Source organism: Methylobacterium sp. J-030 (assembly GCF_022829545.1).
In the GTDB taxonomy this organism is placed as follows: domain Bacteria; phylum Pseudomonadota; class Alphaproteobacteria; order Rhizobiales; family Beijerinckiaceae; genus Methylobacterium.
Map to the genome: position 1 here is coordinate 50,637 of NZ_JAKSYM010000391.1, position 18,368 is coordinate 69,004.

An 18,368-nucleotide genomic window follows, 5' to 3' on the forward strand; every position below is an offset into this window, starting at 1 on the left:
TCTCGCGGGGATCTGACCCGAACCCCGGACCCCGCGATGGATGATGCCCGACACGGCCGCTACGGCTACAGCGCCCTACCCGATCGGCCGGTCTACGACTGGCCCGGCGGGCGGCGGCTCGCGGTCTATGTCGGGCTCAACCTCGAGACCTTCGACTTCGGTACCGGGCTCGGCGCCGAGCTCGCACCGGGGGGCCCGCAGCCCGACGTGCTGAACTACGCCTGGCGGGACTGGGGCAACCGGATCGGGGCATGGCGGCTGCGCGATGCCCTCGAGACTCTGGCCCTGCCGGCGAGCGTCCTGGCGAACAGCCGGCTCTACCGGGACTGCCCCGGCCTGATCGAGGCCTTCCGGGCGCGCGGCGACGAGATCGTCGGCCACGGCCGCACCAATGCCGAGCGGCAGGGCACCCTCCCGGAGGCCGACGAGCGGGCCCTGATCGCGGAATCCACCGCGATCCTCACCCGGGAGGAGGGGCGGGCGCCCGCAGGCTGGCTCGGCCCGTGGATCTCCCAATCGCGGGTCACGCCCGACCTGCTCGCCGAGGCCGGCTACCGCTACCTGCTCGACTGGTGCCACGACGACCAGCCGACCTGGATGGCGACCCGCGGCGGCGGGCGGATCCTCGCCGTGCCCTACCCCCAGGAACTGAACGACATCCCGGCGATCGTCGCCCGCAAGGAGACGGGCCGCGCGTTCGCCGAGGCGATCGTCGATGCCTTCGACGAGATGCTGGAACAATCCGCCACGGCGCCCCTGGTGATGGGGATCGCGCTCCACCCCTACATCGTCGGACAGCCCCACCGGCTGCGACCGCTCAAGGCGGCGCTGGCCCACATCGCGTCCCACCGGGACCGGATCTGGCTCACCACCGCGGGCGCGATCGCCGCGCAGGTCTACGCCGGAGCGTCGAGGGATCCCGAGGGACTGGAGCCCCGTGGCGGGGTGTCGGGTCAGCGCCCCGACCGCGGGGCCCTGTCGTGACGCGCTCTCTGCGAACCGGCATCCACCGCGGCGGAGAGCGTTCCGGGCCGATCAATCCGGAATCGCGAAGCCGATCGACAGGCACAGGGCCGCCACGGCGGTCAGGGCCACGGCGGCCTGCCGGACCTGATGCCAGCGCGCTCGGCGCGCCCGTTCCTCGCAGCTCGCGCCGAGCTGCAATTCGTCGTCGAACCCCTTCACGAAGCTGTCGAAGCTCGGGAAGGCCCGCTGCGCGAGCCACAGCCACACGCCGACGGCGACGAGGCTGAAGGCCCAGCCCCCGTAGGTAAACGCATCGTCCAGCATCCGGCGCCGCCTTGAGGCCACGCCCCCTCGCCGGGTATTCTACGGCAGGTCGCCGCCCCATGCCTAGGCGAAACAGCGCCCGCGCCGCCGGTTCCGTGTTTCCGAACGTGTCCGGGGCGCGTTCAGGTCCGAGCCCGGCCCAGGGCGTAGAGGGTGATGGCGGCGGCGTTCGAGACGTTGAGGCTGCGGATCGCGCCCGAGAACGGGATCCGGGCCAGGACGTCACAGCAGCCTCGGGTCCGCTCGCGCAGGCCCTTGCCCTCGGCGCCCAGCACGATCACCAGCGGCCGGGCGATGGTCAGGGTATCGAGGCTCTCCGGCGCATCGGAATCGAGCCCGACCCGCGTGAAGCCCCGCTCACCCAGGGCGATCAGCGCCTCGGCGAGGTTCCGTACGGTCACGAACGGCACGTGCTCCAGCCCGCCGGACGCGGATTTCGCCAGGACCCCGGTGGCGCCCGGCGCGTGGCGGGCCGTGGTGACGATCCCCGCGACCCCGAAGGCCGCGGCGGTGCGCACGATCGCCCCGACATTGTGCGGGTCGGTGATCTGATCCAGCGCCAGGAGCAGGGCGTCGGCCGGCAGGTCGTCGAGCCCGGGGGCGGGCAGGGGCTCCGCCTCGAGATACAGGCCCTGGTGGACGGCATCCGGGCCGAGCAGCCGGCCGATCTCGTTCGGCCGCACCAGCGCAGGCGTGATCCGCAGGGCGCCGCCGAATTCCGCCTCCAGCCGCGCGGCGGCGTTCTCGGTGGCGAGGAGTCGGTGGAGGCCGCGCGCGGTGTTCCCCAGGGCCTGGACCACCGGATGCCAGCCGTAGAGCACGGCGGCTTCCGCGCCGCCGGTTTCCCGCCGCGGGCCGGCCGCAGAGGGCCGAGGACCGGGCTGGGCCCCAGGCCTCCAGGAACCGGACGGGCGGCCTTCCGGTGACCGGCCTTTGGGCGGGCGGGCGTCGTTGCGGCGGTCCGTCATCGGGACGCGACGGGTGAACGGAACATCGGCATGGCTTTTCCGCAGGGCCTTCTTCGACGGTCCCGAGAAACCGGGCGTCGTCGTCCGCGTCAAGCCGGCCTCCGAGCGAAGCGCCGGGGCTCGTTTGAGATGCGGATCGCTGCGGAATGTGGACAAGACAGGTATATTCCCTTTGATCCCTGTGTAAATTCCTTCTGCCTATGCTTCGTTCGTTGCAACGAACGGCTCCGCGCGCGCTAGGAAAAATATCTAGACGAGTCTTTCAGAGAGTCAGTTCAGCAGACTATATGCTGTGGCAAATTGATGAGGCCCATCAAAGACTTGATGGCGCTTCAGGTATCCGACTCTGCGCAGCGTCGCATTGAACTCTGCGTCCCGGCGTATCGGAGTCTGCGCCGGATCGGCGGGTCGGCGTATCGGAGTCTGCGCATCCGCGTATCGGATTCGGCGCGAAATCCGGCCGGGCGCGGTGGATAACGGGGATGGAATACCCGGTCCGCGGCGTATCGAACTCTGCGCAGGGTCGGGCGGCTGGCGCGGGCCGTATGCGACTCTGCGCGATCCCGCCCACAACCCCGCGGATCCGGGCGGGGAGGGGAAGCGTGGATTGCCGGGACAAACCGGATCGGACCCGGACCCCGACCGCCGAATCGTGGCATGGCGGGTTCGGGCCGCCGTCCCGCCTGCCAGGGTGGGACGCGACCGTGCGACTCGGGCCGAGGGGCGATGACCATCGAGGAGAAGATCGCCGGAATCCACGATCCGGACCTGCGGGCCGAGGTCGAGGCGGCGCGCGGCGGTTTCCTGTTCGCGCAGATCGTCGAGCACGTCCTGCATCGCCAGCGCGCGCGCGACGCGCAGGCGGCCCTGCTCGGGGAGGAGGAGCGCCGCCGGTCGGGCCTCTCCCGCGACCAGCGCCGCCGCGACGCCGTGCGGCTGGTGATCGAGAGCGAGCCGGCCCTGCCGTCGAGCCTGCAGCACATCCACTCGGTGCTGGCGCTCTGCGGCCTGCCGTACCGCGACCCCGGGCCGGTGCGCGAGTTCTCCCGCACCTACGGGCGCAACTCGCTGAGCCTGATCGCCGGGCGGATCAAGGATCCGGAGACCGGCGCCTTCGTGGCCCAGGGCCTGCCCTACGGGCCGAAAGCCCGGCTGATGCTGCTCCACCTCTGCACCGAGGCCGTGCGCCAGCGCAGCCCCACCGTGAAGGTCGCCGAGACCCTGTCGGGCTTCATGCGCGAGATGGGTTTTGCGGTGACCGGCGGCGAGCGCGGCACCATCCGGCAGTTCAAGGAGCAGCTGAACCGGCTCGCCGCCTGCTCGATGCAGATCGGCCTGTGGGACGGACGCGACAGCGCCACCACCCTGAACGTGCCGCCCTTCCGCAGCCTGGAATTGTGGCGCCCCCGGGCCGGGGAGGGGGACGAGACCGCGGAACGCACCGTGCGCTTCGATCCGGAATTCTACGAGACCCTGATTCGGCACGCTCTGCCGGTCGATATCCGGGCCGCCCGGGCCTTCTCGGGCTCGGCGCGCAAGCTCGACCTGCTGTTCTGGACCGGCTACCGGCTGCGGTCGCTCCAGCGGCCGCTGCGGCTGACCTGGAACAACCTCCACGCGCAGTTCGGGGCCGAGAACGCCTCGATCCGCAGCTTCCGGCAGGCCTTCAAGGCGGATCTCACGCATCTGCGCGAGGTTTTTCCGCGCCTGCCGATCCTGCTCGACGATGGCGGCCTGACCCTGCACCCGGCCGATCCCAGTACCCTGCTGGTGCCGCCCCGGCCGGCCGCAAAGGGAACACGATCGCGCGCAAGGGAATAGGGCGGTCGTATTCCGGAACGGTCGAAGCCAACGGACGGCTATTCCATTTAGGGAACAAAGGTTGTATTCCCTCTGTCGGGAGGGACTGATCGATGGGCGTTTCGGATGCCGAGATCGAGATGCGGCTCGCGGCCCTGCGGCGCCAGCGCGAGGCGCTCGACCGGGAGATCGCGGATCTCGTCCTCTATCAGGAACTTGGCCGCCGCCTCGGGGCCGTGAGGGGCGGGGCCGACGGGCACGATCCGGATACCGGATCGGACGCAGGCCCGGTCTCCGCCCCGGCGCCCGCTCGGACATGCGAACGGGACACGACCCCACCCCCCTGTCCCGCCGCGGACCGAACGATCCCGCCGGATCCGGCGCCGGGCGCGGAGCGCACGTCCGACCACGGAATCACACCCGCCGGATTGCCCGCGTCGCGGCATTCCGAGGCCCGACCGATGGCGGCGACGATCCCACCGGCCATCGCCTTTACGGATGATGTCGCGGGGGCCCGACGCTATGGCCGGGCCCTGGTGGAGGCCGCCTGCGCGGCCCTCGCGCGGGCTGGCCGGCCCCTGCACGCGGCGGAGATCCTGGACGTCCTCTCGGCGCAGGGCTTCACCCTGCCGGGCCGCGATCCCGTGGCGGCGCTCAATACCCGGTTGTGGAAACGGTCCGGCCCGGGTGGTCCCCTGCGGCGCGTCGGCGAGGCCACCTACGCGCTGGCGGCGGACGGGGTATCGGCCTGATCGGCCGCCGACCGGTCACGAATGCGCGACGGCCGGCCCCGGCCGGGACCGCCTCCCTCATATCGGGGTCGCAGGGCGCCGGAAAACCTGATGGGACTGGTCGCGCTGCGGGACGGCGCGGGGCCCGCGCCGCGGCCGGGCCTCCGGGCCGGGGAGGGGATGTCATGGACGGGATCCACCGGGGACGGAATCCTGGGCGCGTTCCGGGAGCTGCGCGGTGACGGCGGCGCTCGCAAACCCGGCCGCGCAGGCCTGTGCCTTCGTGCTCGGCTGTGCGGTGATCCATGCCGCCCGGGCGCATGCGGAACGCCTCACGCGCCTGCTCGTCACCGCGGTCGTCGTGGCGACCGTGCTGCTGCTCCTCGCCGCCTCCCTCACCTACGCACCGGGAGCCGACGAGACCTTCGACGAGGTGTCGGTCTACGCGGCCTCATGAGCCGCCGGCCGCGCGGCCCGGCTCAGTTGATCATGCAGAAGCCGGCCCCGGTCCCGATCCGGCGCTCCTGCACACACCAGGGCCTGGCGGGGCTGGGCGCGGTCTTCAGGTTGGCGACGGCTTGGCCTGCACCGGATTCGGCCCCGCGCGGGGCGAGGCCGCCGGACGGCTGCTCGCCGGTCCCGAGAACCCGCAACACGGACGGATCGCCCTGCGGGTGATCGGTGTCGACCTTCGGCTCGGGTACCCGCTCGCTCGGCTGTACGAGATCGGGCGGGCCGAGCGTCGCGAGCCCGGGCATGTCCTGCGCGGCGGCCGCGCCACATAGGATCAGATAAGCGGCCGGAGCCGTGAGGAATCTGAGCATCGACGAAGCTCCTGACGCGAACGATCCCGCTGGCCGAATCTTCGTGACGAGACCGACCGGCGAGCGAATCTAAGCGTCGGCTCGTTAAAGACGCACAAACATTTAGAATGAACGAATTTTTACCGTCGTAAATAAGTCAATAGATTGCGTGGTCCGGTTTTGGTGGAGCGGCCGGAAGAACCCGATGCGCGATACCGAAACCCGCCATCGGTCTCGAAGCCACGGCGACCGCGGTGTCGCCGGACTGACGCTGGCTTCGACGCGTCGCCCTGGCACCGACAGATCCAGCCGGGGCATCGAGACCGGCCGGCGCCCGCAAGGCTGGGCCTCGACCCGGCCCATCACCGGAGTCCGCGGGAACACGCGTGCAGACCGGGCGCCACCGCGGCGCGTTTGCGCGGGGAGGGCACCTTGAACGGCCCTCACCCGGCAAAGCGCCGCCCCGTGCCGTCAGCCCGCGCCGAATCCCTCACCAACGAAGCTCTGATCGGTCTCTCCGTCCGGTCAACCTCTGTCGCCGCATCTCCGGGCGGCCGCCAGAAAGTCCTGCCTCGATAAAGTCCTGCCTCGATCGCGTGACGGCGGTTCATCGCGGCCGCCGACGCGCTCCGACGCCGAACCGATCTCCGCGGTGGCGGGGAACGCTAAAGCCATCAGGTGTTCGCATAAGATATATTATGGAACATAAAGGCCGTACCGGCGGGGCGGGGGGGATGGTCGAGGCGGTGCGAGCCGGCCGGGTCGACGTCACGGCGAGTTCGAATGATCCGGGTGAGGGCGGTCTCAGCCCCCTCCCCGCGTGCTTGTATCACGCTGCGCATCCGCGCCGCCGACGGGTATCGCCGAGCATCCGTCCGTCATCTGCCCGGCACTCAATCTGCTCCGTCAGCCGGCCCGGCCGGATCCGGATCACCGCCGGGCGGATCAGGTGATCGGCGCGGTCCAGAAACCCGTCCGTGGTCATGGGCGCATCCCGGCCGCCCCCGAGGCCGCGCCACCAGTGCACCGCCTTCTCGCGCTCGTAACCGGTGCGCTCGGGGCGCAAGCGCACGGACCAAGCGGCCTCCACGGCACCGTCGCGCCAGCCGAGCACGAGGTCGAGCCCGTCGGGCGCGGCCTCCAGGCGCAACGTCGTCACCGGATGCCAGGGAGTCTCGTCCCGAGGGTCGTCCGGCGCGGGGGCAGGGCCGGCCGGTCCGATGCCGTCCGCGCCGGGATCGGCCGAGAGGATCGGCCATTCGTCGTCGGCCGCGGCCGCGTGCGGGGCATCGCCCTGCGCATCCGTGTCCGGCTCTGTCCAGCAGGGCTCGCAGGTCGAGGCGTTGAGGGCGATCAGGGCGCCGCAGCCGGGGCAGGGCTTGGCGCGCAGGCCCCCTGCCCCGCCGAGCAGCTGGCTCTGGACCTCTCCGGCGCTTCGGGCGGTCACGGCGTCCACCGGCCCGTGCATCCGCACCAGTCCGGCGTAATCGAGGATCAGCGCGTCGGACTTACCCGGCGCGCGGCGCAGCGCGCGGCCGACCTGCTGGACGTAGAGGCCGGTGCTGCGGGTCGGGCGCAGCAGCGCCACGAGGTCGACCTCGGGCACGTTGAAGCCGGTGCCGAGGACGCCGACCGAGGTCAGGCAGCGGATTGTTCCGGCCCGGAAGGCGGCGACGATCCGGTCGCGCTCCCGGCGGGGCGTCTCGCCCGAGACGGTCTCGCAGGGAAACCCTTCCGCCCGCACCGCATCCCGCACGGCCTCGGCATGGGCGAGCCCGGCGCAGAAGGCGAGCCAGGCCCGGCGCCCGCGCCCGTAATCCGCGAGTTCCGCGACCGCGGCCCGGGTGACCGCGTCGCGGTTGACCGCCGCCTCCAGCTCGCCCGGGATGTAGTCGCCCGCGCGCCGGCCGACCCGCGAGACGTCGAGCTGGGTCAGCGTCGCCTTGGAGATGAGCGGCGCCAGGAAACCCTGCCGGATCAGCGTGAAGGTGTCGGCCTCGTAGGCGATGCCGGAGAACAGCCGGTGCGGGCCTTCGTCGAGCCGGCCGGAATCGAGCCGGTAGGGGGTCGCGGTGAAGCCCGCCACCCGCATCCCGGGCGTGCGCGCCCGCAGTCCCGCCAGGAAGCGGCCGTAGCGCGTTTCCGAGGCGCGGGGGATCAGGTGGGCCTCGTCGACGATCACGAGGTCGCGCGGCCCCACCGCGTCGAGCCGACCGGCTACCGATTGGATGCTGCAGACCAGAACCTGCGCGCCGGCCTCCCGCCGCCCGAGCCCGGCGGAAAAAATCCCGGCCGGCGCCTCCGGCCAGGCGCGGGTGAGTTCGGAAAAGTTCTGGGCCACGAGCTCGCGGCTGTGGGTGACGATCGCCACCCGGGCGAGGGGGTTTTCTGCAAGGGTCTCCCGGGCGAGGGTCGCGATCACGAGCGACTTGCCGGCGCCGGTGGGCAGCACGATCAGGTGGCCGGGCGCCGCCGCGTCCGCCCCGCCCCGCCCCCAGGCGGCCGCGAGGGCATCGAGACTGGCGCGCTGGTAGTCCCGCAGTCGCAATCCCTGCTCAGGACGTGGCATACCCGTCTTCGCCTCAGCCCGATCCGCCGCCATTCTCGGATTCCAAAGGGCCTAGGCCCTTTGGCGGGGTGTCGGGGCAGAGCCCCGATATCGGGCGAAGCCCGACCGCGGGGCGCGGTCCTGCACCCGCAAAAGGTCGCAGACCTTTTGAATCTGGGATTGTCGCGTGGTGGAACCGCCCTCTAGCGGGGCTTGGCGTCCCTGTCCGTGTCGGTGGGGTCACGGCGTAGCAGGTAGATGTCCATGATCCAGCCGTGGCGGTCCCGGGCCTCCGCCCGGGTCCGGCGGATCGCGTCGCTGACGTCGCCCAGCCGGCCGGCGATCAGGATCTCGTCCGGGCTGCCGAGATAGGCGCCCCAGAAGATCGTCAGATCCGGGTTGAGATGGCCGAAGGCCGGGTCGCCGTCGAGCATCACCACGACGCTGTCGATCTCCCCCGGCCAACCCGCGGCGAGGCGCCGGCCGGTGGTGATCAGCACCGATCCGCCGATGCCGTTCAGCGGCACGCCGTGGCGGGCGGCGAGCACCTGCACGCTCGTCAGGCCGGGAATCACCGTGCGGGTGAACGCCACCTGCTGGCGGGCGGCGATGCGGTCGAGGATGCGCAGCACGCTGTCGTAGAGGGCCGGATCGCCCCAGGCGAGGATCGCCCCCACCGCCCCCGGCCCGAGATCTTTCGCGAAGGCCGCCTCCAGCCGCTCGGCCCGGGCCGCGTGCCAAGCCGCGACGGTGCTGCCGTAATCGACCGGTTGGCGCTCCCGGGGCGGATCTTCCACGGCGATCACCCGGTGGGGTTTTCGGATATGGGCCGCGCAGATCCGGCGGCGGATCTCGACGAGGTCGGCGGTCTCGGCGCGCTTGTCGAGCACGAACACGACGTCGACGTCGGCGAGCGCCCGCACCGCCTGGAGGGTCAGGTGCTCGGGATCGCCCGTGCCGATGCCGATGACGCGGATCTGCCTGTTCTGCATACCGTCCTCCGCCGGGGCGGGCCGGCGCCGGCCTCCCTACAAGCGCGCGTCGGCTTTGGCGAGGATCGCCCGGGCGATGGTCAGGTCCTGCAGGGCGATGCCGGAGGAATCGAATACGGTGATCGCCTCCGGATCCATCCGGCCCCCCTCCCCGCTCCGCAGCACGGCGCCGATCGCCGTGAGGCTCGCCTGGGCCTGCGCGGAGGCGTGCTGGAACTCGCCGATGGTGCGCGACTGCTCCGGCAGGTCGCAGAACAGGCGCCCCCGCTCCAGCAGGGCGGGGGGCAATTCCTGCTTGCCCTTGGCATCCACCCCCATGGCGGAGACATGCGTGCCGGGGCGGACCCAATCGGCCTCGAACAGCGGCGCGCGGGCGGGTGTCGCCGTGACGATCATGTCGGCGGCTTCGCAGGCCTCCCGGGGCGCGGCCGCCCGCACGTCGATCCCGGAGGCCCCCTGCCCTGCCAGGCGCGCGGCGAAACCCGCGACCTTGGCGGTGTCCCGGGCGACGACCAGCACCGTCCGGATCGGCAGCACCCGGGCCAGCGCCGCGCACTCGAACTCGGCCTGGTTGCCGGCCCCGAACACGGCGAGAACCGCCGAATCCGGCCGGGCCAGCACGCTCGCCGCCACCGCGTCGGCGGCGGCGGTGCGATAGGCGTTGACGCGGCCCGCCTCGATCACCGTATCGACCCGACCAACGGCCTGATCGAACAGCAGGATCACCGAATTGTGCCGGGGCAGGCCCCGGTCCGGATTGCCGGGCCAGAACGAGCCGACCTTCAGGCCGGCATAGTCGGCCGTCGCGCCCGACTTGATCGAGAACCGGTTGGTCGGCTCCGAGCCGTGGCCGAGCACCGCCGGGAACAGGGTGGTGCCCGGCGTCACCGCGGCGATCAGCGCCTCGCGGGCCGCGTCGAACGCCATGGCGTGATCGACCAGCGCGGCCGATTCCTCCTCCGAGATGAAGCGCATGGGTTCATGGACCTCCCAAGTCATGGTTTCGAACGGTCGAGACCTTTCGCGGGTGCAGGGCAGAGCCCTGCTGCCGGGCTTCGCCCGGTGCCGGGGCCCTGCCCCGACACCCCGCCAAAGGGCCTCCGCCCTTTGGGATCCCGTTACAGCGTCATGCCGCGGGCGGTGACCGGCCAGATCGCCTCGACCCGGCCGTTCCGCACGCCCACGTACCAGTCGTAGACATTGACCGTCGGGTCGCAATGGCCGGGGATCAGCTTCAGGCGCTCGTTGAGCTTCAGGACGTTGCCGGGGTCGCTGAGAACGCCGTGCTCGTCCGAGCACTTGATGTATTCCACGTCGTCCCGGCCGAACACCAGGGGCAGGCCGCTGTCGACGCTCTGCGCCTTCAGGCCGGCGTCGCAGATCGCGACGTCCGTCTTCGCCTTGCTCATGATCGCCGTGTAGATGAACAGGCTGTTCTCGAAATCGGTGATCGGCCGCCCCTCGGCGTCCTTCACCCGCTGGTAGTCCGCATCCATGAAGACGTAGGAGCCGCATTGCAGCTCGTTGTAGACGCCGCTGCCGCCCTCCATGGCGAAGCTGCCGGTGCCGGCTCCCGCCACGATGGCGCAGTCGAGGCCCTCGGCCTTGAGCAGGTCGACGGTGCGCTTCGTCTCGTCGATCGCCGCCTGGATCAGGGCCTTGCGCTCACCGAAATCGCGCACGTGCTGGGCCTTGCCCTGGTAGGCCTGAAGGCCCGCGAAGTGCAGGCCCGGCGCCGCGGCGATTCGCCTGGCGATCGCCAAAGCGGGCTCGCCCGGGGCGACGCCGCAGCGGCCGGCGCCGACATCGATCTCCACGAGGCATTCGAGGGTGACGCCGTATTGGACCGCCGCCGCCGAGAGGTCGTCGACATTGCCGGGATCGTCGACGCAGACCAGCACCCGCGCCCGCTTGGCCAGGGCCGCGAGGCGCTCGATCTTCTTCGGCGCGGTCACTTGGTTGGAGACCAGCACGTCGCGGATGCCGGCGCTGACCAGCGCCTCGGCCTCGCTGACCTTCTGGCAGCAGACGCCGCAGGCCCCGCCCCGCTCGATCTGCAGGATGGCGATGTCGGACGACTTGTGGGTCTTGGCATGCGCCCGGTGGCGCAGGCCGCGCTCCCTCATGAAGCCGCCGAGCTTGTCGATGTTGCGCTCGAGGGCGTCGAGATCGACCAGCAGGCAGGGGGTATCGACTTCCTCGACCGTCATGCCGACGCTGGCGGGGATGTTGTTGCGCATGGGTGTCTCCTCCGGATCGTTGGTGTCGGGTCGACGGGTCCCGTCAGGGGGCGAGGCCCAGGAGTTCGGCGATCCGCGGCGTCGCCTTGATGCCGGTGCCGGTCAGCACCACCACGGTGGTTTCCTCCGGCCGGATCGCGCCGCGCGCGGTCAGGTCGGTGAGTGCGGCCGCCGCCATTGCGCAGGTCGGCTCGACGTAGAGGCCCGCGCGGGCGAGCTCCATCAGCGCCGCCTCGATGGCCGCCTCGGAGACCGCCACGGTGCCGCCCCCGGAGCGGCGCAAGGCCGCCAGCACCTCGCGGCCGCGGACCGGCTGGGCGATCGAGGCGCCCTCGGCCAGGGTCGGGCGCGGCGTCACCGGTACGAAATCCTCCGCGCCGGCCTCGAAGCCCGCATGCAGGGGCGCGCAATGGGCCGGCTGCACCGCGTAGAGGCGGGGAAGCCGGGGAATCGCCCCCCGGCGCAGCAGTTCCGAGAAACCGATATCGCAGCCGAGGATGTTGCTGCCCGCCCCGCAGGGGATGATGACATGGTCGGGCGCGGAAAACCCCAGATCCTCCCACAGCTCGTAGGCGAGCGTCTTGGTGCCCTGGAGGAAATGGGCCTGCCAGTTGTGGCTGGCGTAGAAGATCGAATCGGCTTGGGCGACGGCCGCATCGGCGGTGTCCTGGCGGGTGCCGGGGATCAGTTCGACCGCGGCGCCGGCGGCGCGCATCTGCACGGTCTTGGCCGGCGAGGTCGCGGCCGGGACCAGGATCCTGGCCCGCATCCCGGCGGCGGCCGCGTAGGTCGCCACCGCGGCGCCGCCGTTGCCCGAGGAATCCTCCAGCACCGCGTCGACCCCCTGCTGGCGCAGGATCGACAGCATCACGGAGGCGCCCCGGTCCTTGAAGCTGCCCGAGGGGGCGAACCATTCGAGCTTGAAATGCGCGTGCCCGCCCCGCCAGGGCCGGCGCACCAGCGGGGTGCAGCCCTCCCCGAGGGTGACCGGGTCGGACACCGCCACCGGCAGCGCGGCGGCGTAGCGCCAGAGGGAGCGCGTGCCCGTGTCGATCTCGGTCCGGTCGATCCCCGGCAGGTCGGTGATCATCAGCGGCCCGCCCGTCTCGGAGCGCCAGCGCGGCACCTCGATCGGGTAGGTCGCCCCGGTGGCGGGGTCGAGATAGGCGGCGGATGAGGGCATCGCGGCTCGGTTTCCGGGGCGGTTCGGAAAGAGAATACAAAATAATCTTCCGCGGCGCGCCCCCCGTCGCGGGGATGGGACCGCGCGCCGCGATCCGCGTCAGGGCTCCGCCCTGACAACCCGCCAAAGGGCCTCAGGCCCTTTGGGATCCCGGACTTTTCAGGCCGCCAGTGGCAGGACCACCCGCTCCGGCGCGTGCTCGGCCGCGATCGCCGCGGCGACGAGCTCGGCCGTGGCGCCCGAGAGGGTCCAGCCGAGATGGCCGTGGCCGGTGTTGTAGAACACCCCCGGCCGGCGGCCCCGGCCGACCTTGGGCAGCATGTTCGGCAGCATCGGGCGCAGGCCGCTCCAGGCCACCACCCGGTCGGTGTCGACCAGCGGGAACTGCTCCCGGGTCCAGTCGACCAGCGGCTGGATCCGGTCGTGGCGGATGTCGCGGTTGAAGCCGTTGAACTCGGCCGTGCCGGCCACCCGCAGGCGCTCGTCGCCGAGCCGGCTGGTGACGATCTTGGCCGCCTCGTCGAGGATGCTGACCTCGGGTGCCGCCGTCTGCGCCTCCGGGGTCAGCAGGTTCACGGTGATCGAGTAGCCCTTCACCGGGTAGACGTTGACCCGGTCGCCGAGCATCGCCGCGAAGTGCCGGCTGGCGCAGCCCGCGCAGATCACCACCGCGTCGGCCTGCAGGACCTGCGGTGCCTCGGCGGCGTGATCGCCCGCGCGCCGCCAGCCGACGGCGTAGCCCCCCTCCCCCGGCGCGATCGTCGCGACATCGGCGTCCTGGATGAAGCGCACGCCCTTGCGCGCGCAGGCGGCGGCCAGGCCCCGGGTGAACTTGTGGATGTCGCCGGTGGCGTCCGAGGGCGTGAAATAGCCGCCGTGGTAGGTGCCGGCGAGCGTCGGCTCGATGGCGCGGATCTCCTCCGGGTTCACGGCGTAGCGCTCCAGACCCCCTTCCCGCAGCAGGGCGTTGACGGCGGTCGCTTTCTCGAAGCTCGCCCGGTCCCGGTAGAAGTGCAGGATGCCGCGGGTCTTCAGGTCGAAGTCGATCCCCTCGGCCTGCGCCATGGCGAACAGGGCGGTGCGCGCCTTGAGCGCCAGCCGCACGGTCTCCACGGTGTTCTGGCGGTAATGCGCGATCTCGCGCATGAACGCCGCCATCCAGGACAGCTTGTGCCAGGAGGGGGTGGGGTTCATCAGCAGAGGCGCGTCGCGGCGCATCATCCACTGGACGCCGTGGAGCACGGTGGAGAGCTTGTTCCAGACCTCGGCGTTGCAGGCCGAGAGCTGGCCGCCATTGGCGAAGGAGGTCTCCATGGCGGCGTAGCGCTGCCGGTCGAGGACGGTGACGCGGTAGCCGCGCTGGGCGAGCGCGTAGGCGGTCGTCACGCCGGTGATGCCGGCGCCGATGACGGCGATGTGGGTCATGGGTGATACTCCGGAACGAGGACGCGTGGAGGCCGCCTCAAACGGTCGGCCGGTTGCGCGCCCCATCTGTCCCGGTGCCTGAGAGCTTGATCCGCATCCGGCCTGGCGAGGCCTTTTGGCGGACGTCCCCTTCGGCGGGTGCCCACGGGCTTGCCCGCTGCACCGCTCTCCAGATCGCCCTGACGACACGGTTCCGGTGCCTGAGAGTTTCCGGGGCGGTTGCTCCGTCGGCGCCGGGTCCCCCTCTGTGGGTGGATCCCGGTCTCTCCCGCATCGTCGCGATGGGCTGACCCCTCGATACCCCGATTCGGCGGTCCCCGAGAAGCCCGGATTCCCGGCATCCTGCCCGTTCCGCGGACAGCCCGTGCGCGCTGTCACCGACCGGGAGCGATCCCGCCCCCCGTCGGTTGAGAGTCGGGATTCGACTGCGGAGACGCCCGATGCTGACCAGGACCGCGATCTACGAGGGCACCGTGCGCGATGGCCGGGAGGACGAGTTCTTCCGCCGGGTGCGCGACGAGCTGGAGCCGTTCTGGCGGCGCTTCCCCGGCGTCACCGCGGTGCGGGTCCAGCGCCTCGTCTCCAAGGACGCGGATGCGCGGCCGATCGCCATGATCCTGGAGATGGATTTTCTGGACCAAGCGGCGCTCGATGCCTGCCTGGCGTCCTCGATCCGCCCGGAATCCCACGCCGCCACCGAGGCGGTGATGCAGCTGTTCGAGGGCCGGTTCTACCATCTGATCAGCGAGGGCCGGACCCTGCCGCTGGCCGAGCCCGGCCCGGGGGGGCTCGATGGCGCTCCCGCATCACCGACCGTGACCAGTAAGAACTCATTATAAACCACAACGGACGGGATATGTTGGTTTTTATACAAATCCCTGTGATGATCTACAAGTTGAGCCACCGCTATCGAGGCTATCGGTGCAGTTTCAATTGGCCAGATACGGATATCGGATACAGGCGAGCGGCGCGATGGCGAAGTGGATACCCGGCGCGGCCGTGTTCGGTCTCCTGTGCCTGATGATCATCCCGGCTCCCGGGATCTGGGGCGTGCTGATCGGGGCCGCCTGCGTGCTGGCGATCGTCGGCAGCCTGTTCATGCTGTTCCTCGACCGGACGGCGAGCGCCCTCCTCGCGTGGCGCGAACGCGCCAGGCAGCCATCGCGGCAGCCGCGCCGGGGCCGGGTGGTGCATGCCGGTCCCGGGCTGACCCGGAAGGTCTGACGGATAGTCCGACACCGGGCCGGGGACTGGATTCCCGGTCCCATCGGTGCAAGGTCCGGCGCCGCCCTCGCGGCGTCACGACCAACCGGGACGGTCCGATGAAGCTCCTCTACTCTCCCGCCTCGCCCTATGCCCGCAAGGTGCTGGTCCTCGCCCACGAGACCGGGCTGATCGACCGGATCACGGTCACGGCCGCCGCGGCCTCCCCGACCGGCTCCGCCGCGGAGGTCGCCGGCCATAACCCGCTCGGCAAGATCCCCGCGCTGGTGCTGGAGGACGGGACCGCCCTCTACGACAGCCGGGTGATCTGCGAATACCTCGACGGCCATTCCACCGGCCCGCGCCTGTTCCCCGAGGGGGCGGCCCGCTGGGACGCGCTGACCCGGCAGGCGCTCGCCGACGGGCTGCTCGATGCGGCGCTGCTCACCCGCTACGAGCTCGTCCTGCGCCCGGAGGCGCAGCGCTGGGACGCCTGGGAGGCCGGCCAGATCGGCAAGATCACGGCGGCGCTGGACCGGTTCGAGACCCTGGCGGCCGCCCTGCCGGCGCTCGATATCGGCACGGTCGCGCTCGCCTGCGCCCTGGGCTACCTCGACCTGCGCTTCCCCGACCTCGCGTGGCGGGAGGGCCGCCCCGCCCTGGCGGCGTGGTTCGCGACGGCCGAGCGCCGGCCCTCGATGACCGCCACCGTACCGAAGGGCTGAGCGCCGGTCCGGGTTTCGAAAGGCCGAGCCCTTTCGCGGGTCCAGGGCGGAGCCCTGGTGTCGGGCTTCGCCCGAGACGGTCGGGGCTTTGCCCCGACACCCCACCAAAGGGCTTCGGCCCAGCCCTTTCAAGGTGTTTGAGCTGGCCCCACATCATCGGGATGACGAGCCCATTGGACGGATCGGGACCACTCGGGCACGCTGTTCTGGAGCAGTTTGAGCAGCGGGCGCCGGCCAGCGTGATGGCGCGCACACTGCTGGAACAGGCGTTTCCGGCGCCCTGGGCGGCTGTGGAGCAACCTGCCGGCCGCGGTGACGGCTAGGCAGATCGCGCAAGCCTACCGGGACCGCTGGCGGATCGAGGGGATGTTCCAGCGTCTGGAGGGCGTGCTGCGCAGCGAGATCCCGAGCCTGGGCCATCCGCGCGCGGCGCTGCTCGGTTTCGGTGTGGCGCTGCTGGCCTACACCGTGCTGGCGCTGATCGCGCGTTGCGTGGAGAGCGCGCGCCCCTGACGCGGGGGCCGCGCCGCAGGTGTCGCTCTACCATCTCGTGCTGCAGATCCGCAGCGGCTACGATGGCCTGTGCATCGCCCTGGCGCCTGAGCACCGGGCGGGCCGCGGCCCGATCGACCCGCCAGCCCTGGCTGCACGCCTCCTGAGCTTGGCCCGCAGCTTGGCCCGCCGCATCGACCCCGCACGCGTCAGAACCAGCCACCGAAAACCCAAGGATCGAACGGCAAAGCCCGGACCCGACAGCGGCCCCCACTTCTCAACCGCATCCCGCCTGGCCGGCAAAACACCTTGAAAGGGCTGGGGCAAGCCCTTCGGAAACCCGGGATCTTGAGGCTCAGGCCTCCGCGTTGCGTGCCATGAAGGTGGCGGGGGTGCCGTCCTCCGGGTTCACGAAGATGATGTCGGTCGGCGCTCGGCGCGGGGTGTCGATCGACAGGAACACCACCGGGTCCCCGGGTTCGAGGTCCGGCATCGCGTGGACCGTGCCCTTCTCGAAGAACAGGAGCTGGCCGGGGCCGAACGCCGTCTCGGTGGCCGGGTCGCCCAGCCAGACCCGGCCCCGGCCCGAGACGCAGTAGAGGTACTCGTCGCAGGTGGCGTGGTAGTGCGGCGGGGTCGGCCGGTAGACCCGGAACACCCGGGCGCTCGCCGCCGCCCGGTCGGTCAGGTAGGTGTCGACCAGGAGGGTTTCTGCGCTGTCCGGCAGGGAAGCCGCCAGCGCCGCCACGTCGAACAGGCCGGTGCCCGATTCCGCCATCGCCTCACTCCGCAAAGCCTTCGAGCACGATCTTGCCCCTCGCCCGCCCGCTCTCGATCAGCGCGTGGGCGCGCCGCAGGTTCGCGGCGTCGATCCGGCCGTAATGCTCCCCCAGGGTGGTGCGCAGGCGCCCGGAATCAACGAGGCGGGACACCTCGTCGAGGAGCGCGCCCTGCGCGGCGATGTCGGCGGTGGCGAACATCGAGCGGGTGAACATGAACTCCCAGTGCAGCGACAGGCTCTTGCGCTTGAGCAGCCCGACATCGAGCTGCTCCGGATCGTCGATCAGGCCGAGCCGGCCCTGCGGGGCGATCAGCTCCACGATCGCGGCGAGGTGGTCGTCGGTGTTGGTGGTGGAGACGACGAGGCCCGGCGCGCCGAGGCCAAGCGCCGCCACTTCGGCCGCCAGGGGTTTCGCATGGTCGACCACGTGGTGGGCGCCAAGATCCCGGCACCAGGCCGCCGTCTCGGGCCGCGACGCGGTGGCGATCACGGTGAGATCGGTGAGCTGCCGGGCGAGCTGGATCGCCACCGAGCCGACGCCCCCCGCGCCGCCGACGATCAGGATCGCCGGGGCAGCACCCGGCACGGGCTTGCCCGCGTCGAGCCGGTCGAACAGGGTCTCCCAGGCGGTGATCGCGGTGAGCGGCAGGGCGGCGGCCTGCGCCCAGTCGAGGGTTTCGGGTTTGTGCCCGACGATGCGGGCGTCGACGCAATGGTATTGGGCGTTCGTGCCCGGCCGGGTGAGATCGCCCGCGTAGAACACCGCGTCGCCCGCGGAAAAGCCTTCGACCTCCGCGCCGACGGCGACGACGGTGCCGGCCGCGTCCCAGCCCAGGACCTTGACGCCGCCTTCCTCCGGCTCGGCCCGGCGCCGGACCTTGGTGTCGACTGGATTCACCGAGACTGCCTCGACCTTCACCAAGAGGTCGCGGGGGCCGGGCTCTGGCTGGGGCAGGTCGCAATCGACCAGGGCCTCGGGATCGGTGATCGGCAGGGACTTGCGGTATCCGACGGCACGCATCACGGCCTCCTGTGGCTCAATGCCGGAGAGATGCCGCCCGCCTTCGCGATGCGCAAGGACGCACATAAAGGGCCCATAGGGTCGAGGAGGGTACCGTGAGAGGCGTCGCCATGCCCCGTGGCTTCCGCCCCACGCCGGCAGCCCCGGCTGCGCCGTCGCGGCGCCC

At 71.4% G+C, this 18,368-nt stretch carries 19 protein-coding genes and 2 riboswitches; of the genes, 8 read left to right on the forward strand and 11 right to left on the reverse strand.

The features are described 5' to 3' along the window. Positions 1-36 precede the first annotated feature (36 nt). On the forward strand, positions 37-984 hold the full coding sequence (locus MKK75_RS31640) for a polysaccharide deacetylase family protein (RefSeq protein WP_244046435.1): 948 nt from the start codon (positions 37-39) through the stop codon (positions 982-984). Between the two features lie 51 nt (positions 985-1,035). Here the strand turns inward: MKK75_RS31640 and MKK75_RS31645 are convergent, their stop codons facing one another. After that, positions 1,036-1,290: a hypothetical protein gene (locus MKK75_RS31645; RefSeq protein ID WP_244046436.1), complete on the reverse strand. Its 255-nt coding sequence runs from the start codon at positions 1,288-1,290 to the stop codon at positions 1,036-1,038. A 122-nt stretch (positions 1,291-1,412) separates the two neighbouring features. Next, a complete protein-coding gene (locus tag MKK75_RS31650; RefSeq protein ID WP_244046530.1) occupies positions 1,413-2,258 on the reverse strand; it encodes a TrmH family RNA methyltransferase in 846 nt (281 codons plus the stop codon). Positions 2,259-2,984: 726 nt separating this feature from the next. Here MKK75_RS31650 and MKK75_RS31655 point away from each other — a divergent pair. The 3 genes from MKK75_RS31655 (at position 2,985) to MKK75_RS31665 (ending at position 5,246) form a co-directional block, all read left to right on the forward strand. Further along, positions 2,985-4,079, forward strand: coding sequence for a replication protein RepA (locus tag MKK75_RS31655; protein WP_244046437.1), 1,095 nt, complete (start codon positions 2,985-2,987; stop codon positions 4,077-4,079). Positions 4,080-4,171: 92 nt separating this feature from the next. Further along, entirely contained in the window at positions 4,172-4,810 is a 639-nt protein-coding gene (locus tag MKK75_RS31660; RefSeq protein WP_244046438.1) for a winged helix-turn-helix domain-containing protein, read from the forward strand. A gap of 217 nt (positions 4,811-5,027) precedes the next feature. Further along, positions 5,028-5,246: a hypothetical protein gene (locus MKK75_RS31665; RefSeq protein ID WP_244046439.1), complete on the forward strand. Its 219-nt coding sequence runs from the start codon at positions 5,028-5,030 to the stop codon at positions 5,244-5,246. Between the two features lie 22 nt (positions 5,247-5,268). Here MKK75_RS31665 and MKK75_RS31670 read toward each other — a convergent pair whose 3' ends face one another. The 7 genes from MKK75_RS31670 to MKK75_RS31700 form a co-directional block, all read right to left on the reverse strand. After that, positions 5,269-5,613 (reverse strand): hypothetical protein, encoded by a 345-nt coding sequence (locus MKK75_RS31670; protein ID WP_244046440.1) that lies wholly within the window; start codon positions 5,611-5,613, stop codon positions 5,269-5,271. A gap of 808 nt (positions 5,614-6,421) precedes the next feature. Further along, positions 6,422-8,161: a DEAD/DEAH box helicase gene (locus MKK75_RS31675; protein WP_244046441.1), complete on the reverse strand. Its 1,740-nt coding sequence runs from the start codon at positions 8,159-8,161 to the stop codon at positions 6,422-6,424. A 182-nt stretch (positions 8,162-8,343) separates the two neighbouring features. Continuing rightward, positions 8,344-9,132, reverse strand: a complete 789-nt coding sequence (cobF, locus tag MKK75_RS31680) for a precorrin-6A synthase (deacetylating) (protein ID WP_244046442.1) — start codon at positions 9,130-9,132, stop codon at positions 8,344-8,346. Between the two features lie 36 nt (positions 9,133-9,168). Beyond that, entirely contained in the window at positions 9,169-10,107 is a 939-nt protein-coding gene (locus MKK75_RS31685; protein ID WP_244046443.1) for an ornithine cyclodeaminase family protein, read from the reverse strand. Between the two features lie 143 nt (positions 10,108-10,250). Next, a complete protein-coding gene (locus MKK75_RS31690) occupies positions 10,251-11,372 on the reverse strand; it encodes a DSD1 family PLP-dependent enzyme (RefSeq protein ID WP_244046444.1) in 1,122 nt (373 codons plus the stop codon). Between the two features lie 43 nt (positions 11,373-11,415). Continuing rightward, on the reverse strand, positions 11,416-12,555 hold the full coding sequence (locus MKK75_RS31695; RefSeq protein WP_244046445.1) for a pyridoxal-phosphate dependent enzyme: 1,140 nt from the start codon (positions 12,553-12,555) through the stop codon (positions 11,416-11,418). A gap of 159 nt (positions 12,556-12,714) precedes the next feature. Next, positions 12,715-13,980, reverse strand: coding sequence for a D-amino acid dehydrogenase (locus MKK75_RS31700; RefSeq protein ID WP_244046446.1), 1,266 nt, complete (start codon positions 13,978-13,980; stop codon positions 12,715-12,717). A gap of 64 nt (positions 13,981-14,044) precedes the next feature. After that, a riboswitch (glycine riboswitch) is annotated at positions 14,045-14,155 on the reverse strand. A 3-nt stretch (positions 14,156-14,158) separates the two neighbouring features. Then, positions 14,159-14,261: riboswitch (glycine riboswitch) on the reverse strand. 159 nt (positions 14,262-14,420) lie between these two features. On the opposite strand from MKK75_RS31700, the gene MKK75_RS31705 reads away from it, so the two are divergent. From MKK75_RS31705 to MKK75_RS36515, 4 genes are all read left to right on the forward strand, one after another. Continuing rightward, positions 14,421-14,819, forward strand: a complete 399-nt coding sequence (locus MKK75_RS31705) for a hypothetical protein (RefSeq protein ID WP_244046447.1) — start codon at positions 14,421-14,423, stop codon at positions 14,817-14,819. A 133-nt stretch (positions 14,820-14,952) separates the two neighbouring features. Continuing rightward, a complete protein-coding gene (locus MKK75_RS31710) occupies positions 14,953-15,204 on the forward strand; it encodes a hypothetical protein (protein WP_244046448.1) in 252 nt (83 codons plus the stop codon). 98 nt (positions 15,205-15,302) lie between these two features. Then, positions 15,303-15,908, forward strand: a complete 606-nt coding sequence (locus MKK75_RS31715; protein WP_244046449.1) for a glutathione S-transferase — start codon at positions 15,303-15,305, stop codon at positions 15,906-15,908. Between the two features lie 366 nt (positions 15,909-16,274). Further along, a complete protein-coding gene (locus tag MKK75_RS36515) occupies positions 16,275-16,421 on the forward strand; it encodes a hypothetical protein (RefSeq protein WP_409567639.1) in 147 nt (48 codons plus the stop codon). Between the two features lie 334 nt (positions 16,422-16,755). Here MKK75_RS36515 and MKK75_RS31725 read toward each other — a convergent pair whose 3' ends face one another. Both MKK75_RS31725 and MKK75_RS31730 read right to left on the reverse strand, forming a co-directional pair. Beyond that, positions 16,756-17,178, reverse strand: a complete 423-nt coding sequence (locus MKK75_RS31725) for a cupin domain-containing protein (RefSeq protein ID WP_244046450.1) — start codon at positions 17,176-17,178, stop codon at positions 16,756-16,758. 4 nt (positions 17,179-17,182) lie between these two features. Next, the gene (locus MKK75_RS31730; RefSeq protein ID WP_244046451.1) at positions 17,183-18,202 is read right to left on the reverse strand and encodes a zinc-binding alcohol dehydrogenase family protein; all 1,020 of its coding nucleotides are present in this window, start codon (positions 18,200-18,202) and stop codon (positions 17,183-17,185) included. Positions 18,203-18,368 lie beyond the last annotated feature (166 nt).

Excerpts from the sequence above, each read along its gene's own strand:
- MKK75_RS31640 (WP_244046435.1), top strand. The coding sequence starts at position 37 with ATGGATGATGCCCGACACGGCCGCTACGGCTACAGCGCCCTACCCGAT.
- MKK75_RS31645 (WP_244046436.1), bottom strand. The coding sequence starts at position 1,290 with ATGCTGGACGATGCGTTTACCTACGGGGGCTGGGCCTTCAGCCTCGTC.
- MKK75_RS31650 (WP_244046530.1), bottom strand. The coding sequence starts at position 2,258 with ATGACGGACCGCCGCAACGACGCCCGCCCGCCCAAAGGCCGGTCACCG.
- MKK75_RS31655 (WP_244046437.1), top strand. The coding sequence starts at position 2,985 with ATGACCATCGAGGAGAAGATCGCCGGAATCCACGATCCGGACCTGCGG.
- MKK75_RS31660 (WP_244046438.1), top strand. The coding sequence starts at position 4,172 with ATGGGCGTTTCGGATGCCGAGATCGAGATGCGGCTCGCGGCCCTGCGG.
- MKK75_RS31670 (WP_244046440.1), bottom strand. The coding sequence starts at position 5,613 with ATGCTCAGATTCCTCACGGCTCCGGCCGCTTATCTGATCCTATGTGGC.
- MKK75_RS31675 (WP_244046441.1), bottom strand. The coding sequence starts at position 8,161 with ATGCCACGTCCTGAGCAGGGATTGCGACTGCGGGACTACCAGCGCGCC.
- cobF (WP_244046442.1), bottom strand. The coding sequence starts at position 9,132 with ATGCAGAACAGGCAGATCCGCGTCATCGGCATCGGCACGGGCGATCCC.
- MKK75_RS31685 (WP_244046443.1), bottom strand. The coding sequence starts at position 10,107 with ATGCGCTTCATCTCGGAGGAGGAATCGGCCGCGCTGGTCGATCACGCC.
- MKK75_RS31690 (WP_244046444.1), bottom strand. The coding sequence starts at position 11,372 with ATGCGCAACAACATCCCCGCCAGCGTCGGCATGACGGTCGAGGAAGTC.
- MKK75_RS31695 (WP_244046445.1), bottom strand. The coding sequence starts at position 12,555 with ATGCCCTCATCCGCCGCCTATCTCGACCCCGCCACCGGGGCGACCTAC.
- MKK75_RS31700 (WP_244046446.1), bottom strand. The coding sequence starts at position 13,980 with ATGACCCACATCGCCGTCATCGGCGCCGGCATCACCGGCGTGACGACC.
- MKK75_RS31705 (WP_244046447.1), top strand. The coding sequence starts at position 14,421 with ATGCTGACCAGGACCGCGATCTACGAGGGCACCGTGCGCGATGGCCGG.
- MKK75_RS31710 (WP_244046448.1), top strand. The coding sequence starts at position 14,953 with ATGGCGAAGTGGATACCCGGCGCGGCCGTGTTCGGTCTCCTGTGCCTG.
- MKK75_RS31715 (WP_244046449.1), top strand. The coding sequence starts at position 15,303 with ATGAAGCTCCTCTACTCTCCCGCCTCGCCCTATGCCCGCAAGGTGCTG.
- MKK75_RS36515 (WP_409567639.1), top strand. The coding sequence starts at position 16,275 with ATGTTCCAGCGTCTGGAGGGCGTGCTGCGCAGCGAGATCCCGAGCCTG.
- MKK75_RS31725 (WP_244046450.1), bottom strand. The coding sequence starts at position 17,178 with ATGGCGGAATCGGGCACCGGCCTGTTCGACGTGGCGGCGCTGGCGGCT.
- MKK75_RS31730 (WP_244046451.1), bottom strand. The coding sequence starts at position 18,202 with ATGCGTGCCGTCGGATACCGCAAGTCCCTGCCGATCACCGATCCCGAG.